This is a genomic window from Pedobacter sp. (assembly GCF_035566355.1).
In the GTDB taxonomy this organism is placed as follows: domain Bacteria; phylum Bacteroidota; class Bacteroidia; order Sphingobacteriales; family Sphingobacteriaceae; genus Pedobacter.
Genome location: NZ_DATMRL010000270.1, coordinates 1 through 2862 on the forward strand (window position 1 = coordinate 1; position 2862 = coordinate 2862).

At 42.5% G+C, this 2862-nt stretch carries 4 protein-coding genes; 1 reads left to right on the forward strand and 3 read right to left on the reverse strand.

Features of this window, described 5'->3' with window-relative positions; genetic code table 11:
- The 3 genes from VNZ46_RS10705 to VNZ46_RS10715 all read right to left on the reverse strand — a co-directional run.
- A partial coding sequence (locus tag VNZ46_RS10705) for an ABC transporter permease (protein WP_325560156.1) occupies positions 1–807 on the reverse strand: 807 nt, incomplete at its 3' end.
- A complete protein-coding gene (locus VNZ46_RS10710) occupies positions 804–1433 on the reverse strand; it encodes an ABC transporter ATP-binding protein (protein ID WP_325560157.1) in 630 nt (209 codons plus the stop codon). The genes VNZ46_RS10705 and VNZ46_RS10710, both read right to left, overlap by 4 nt.
- A 229-nt stretch (positions 1434–1662) precedes the next feature.
- Positions 1663–2052 carry a MerC domain-containing protein gene (locus tag VNZ46_RS10715; protein WP_325560158.1) on the reverse strand — a complete coding sequence of 130 codons (390 nt, stop codon included), beginning with the start codon at positions 2050–2052 and terminating at the stop codon, positions 1663–1665.
- Between the two features lie 84 nt (positions 2053–2136).
- On the opposite strand from VNZ46_RS10715, the gene VNZ46_RS10720 reads away from it, so the two are divergent.
- A partial coding sequence (locus VNZ46_RS10720) for a GTP-binding protein (protein ID WP_325560159.1) occupies positions 2137–2862 on the forward strand: 726 nt, incomplete at its 3' end.

Sequence of the window (2862 nt, forward strand, 5' to 3'; positions counted from 1 at the left end):
CGAAGCTGCCTGCATATTGGTAGACTGGTTGACCATTCTTGGAAACATCACCACGGACATTGGGGAACGGTACTGGATCAGTAACGAGGTGATTTCTTTGTCCTGGATTTCCGGAGTTTCTGTTTTTTTACCCGGTTCTTCAGCGCGGTGATCATCATTTTTCTTATGATGATCATGTTCTTTTTCATCCGCTGGATCATGCATTTTCCATACACTGGAGATATTGGTCAGGATCAGGTTGTCGGTCACATTTCCTTGGGGTTCAAGGATTCCGGTCACTTTATAGGCATGTGCCTTATGGATGTCTGTACTGCCCGTAAGGCCATGGGCTCCATAAAATTCGTCTCCGACTTTTAAATGCTGGGTTTCAGCTACGGCTGAACCTATATTGGTTTCAAAATCCTGCTGCCAGAGTTTGCCTGCTTTTACTTTAAGACTGTAAAGGTTTACAAAACCAGAATCTGTGCCTACAATACGGGTTCCATTGTAGTTGTCGCCAAGGGCGAGCGGTACGGCACGTTTTACCCATGGATTTTGGGCAAGTTCATTTGCTTCTTTTAAGGGGATATTACCTGTTGGAAAATCGATATAATAGATGCTGCTCAGGATAAGCTGCAGGGGACTTCCCTTTGCACCAACCACCAGGTCAATATCTTTGGAATTCCGGCTTAATTTATCATTGATTTGGGTAGAGGCCAGCAGAAGTATGGTCAATATGCTGGTTCCAAAGGCAACGAGAATGAGGTTTAGGGAAGAGGACAGGGGCTTGGACCATATACTTTTCCAGCTGATCTTTAGTGGGCTCATTTCAATTCGTAAGTATGGGTGAAAGCATCTTTAACTCTTTTATCATGGGTGGCCACCACCAGGGTACTTTGGTTAAGGGCAGACTGCTGCATCAAAAGTTCAAGTACAGACCGGGCGTTTTTATCGTCAAGACTGGAGGTGGGTTCATCGGCAATCAGCAGGGAGGGCTTATTGATCACAGCTCTGGCTATAGAGACCCGTTGTAATTGTCCCTGACTCAATTGGCTTGGATAGGATTTTTTCTTAGCCGTGATGTCCAGTGATTCGAGTACTTCCTCTATTCTTTGCTGGTCTTCAGGGAGCTTTGCCAGGCTTTGCGCCAGCAGCAGGTTTTCTGTAATGGTTAAACTTTTGATCAGATGGGGGCGTTGAAAGACAATACCGATATGACGGCCCCTGTATTGGTCCAATGCTTTTGGGGAAAGTTTGTACAGGGAAACCTCGTCCATAATCAACTCGCCTGCACTGGGTTTTAAAATTCCTGTCAGAATATGAAGCAGGGTGGTTTTTCCACTTCCGGATTCACCAAGTAAAAGCCATTGACTGCCGTCGGCAATGTTCCAGTCTTTAAACCGGATGGTATGACTGGAATTGTAGCTGTGGGATACTGTTTTTAAATGGATCATCAGGAGGCTTTTATTTTGCTTTTCAAATATTTTAGATAGATCTGCTTACCGTCCATTTTTTTGTGTTTACAGCCCGGATTTAGCATGCTGATGAAGAGAAGGAAAACGAAACCGGCAACTTTCTTATTCATGATTTGTCTTTAGAATACAAACATAGTAAATGCAATTTTATTGCATTGTTATTAATTCACTTTTAATGTAAAGTATGTGCTACATGGTATAGGTTTGCTTAGCTGGAAGGGTTGTGGCTGCATATTTTGCTGTATTTCCAGTTCATCCAATGTGCAGTGGCAATGATCAACCCACCTGCTGGTACAAGAATGGCTTCTATCGTTTCAAAAAGTAAATGACCAGATCCTATAAAGAGGAAACCCGCAACCAGCATCGCTATGGGTATGATCCGTTTGTGTTTTGGATAGGAGGTGCTTAGAGCGTAGGTGCCAATGAAAAGGGATAAACAGATCATAGAGATCTCTACCCAGATATTCGCTAAAAATTCCAGGCCCAATAAGGGCAGGCTGGTGATTAAAAGAGGGAGCAAGGCGCAATGTATAGCGCAGGCTATGGAAGCGGTGATGCCCAGTTGATCGAGTCTGGTGGATTTTATAATAGATTTCATAGCGCAAATATAAAAGCAATATAGTTGCATTTGTAAATTGAGATGTCATATATTTGCAACTTAATTGCATATATAAAAAAACTGTTGAAATTAGATATGTTAGTGGAAAAGAAACGATTGCCTGTTACTGTGCTCAGTGGATTCCTGGGGAGCGGTAAAACAACTTTGTTAAATCACATTCTTCACAATAAAGAGGATCTGAGGGTGGCGCTTATTGTGAATGATATGAGTGAGATTAATATTGATGCACGTATAGTTGAAAACGGGCATACCCTATCCCGGACAGAAGAAAAATTAGTAGAGATGAGTAATGGCTGCATTTGCTGTACGCTTCGGGAAGACTTGATTGCAGAAGTAGAGAAGCTGGCCAGGGAAGACCGGTTTGATTACCTCATTATAGAAAGTACAGGCATTTCGGAGCCGATTCCTGTTGCCCAGACATTTAGTTATGTGGATGAACAAATGGGGATAGACCTCAGTCAGTTTAGCCAGCTGGACACCATGGTGACCGTGGTGGATTGTTTCAATTTTAAGAATGATTTTGGTACCAGTGAGTTATTAAAAGACAGGGATTGGGTAGAAGAAGCTTCAGATCAGCGTACGATAGTTAATCTGCTGACAGATCAGATCGAATTTGCCAATGTGATCATCCTCAATAAGATAGATCTTATAGATGAGGCTGATTTGAAATTGATTCGCGCGGTGGTTGGGAAACTCAATCCAGGGGCTACTCAAATTGAGGCTTCTTTTAGTAAAGTGGAGCTTAAGGAAATCTTAAATACAGGATTGTTTGATTTTAACGTGGCCTCT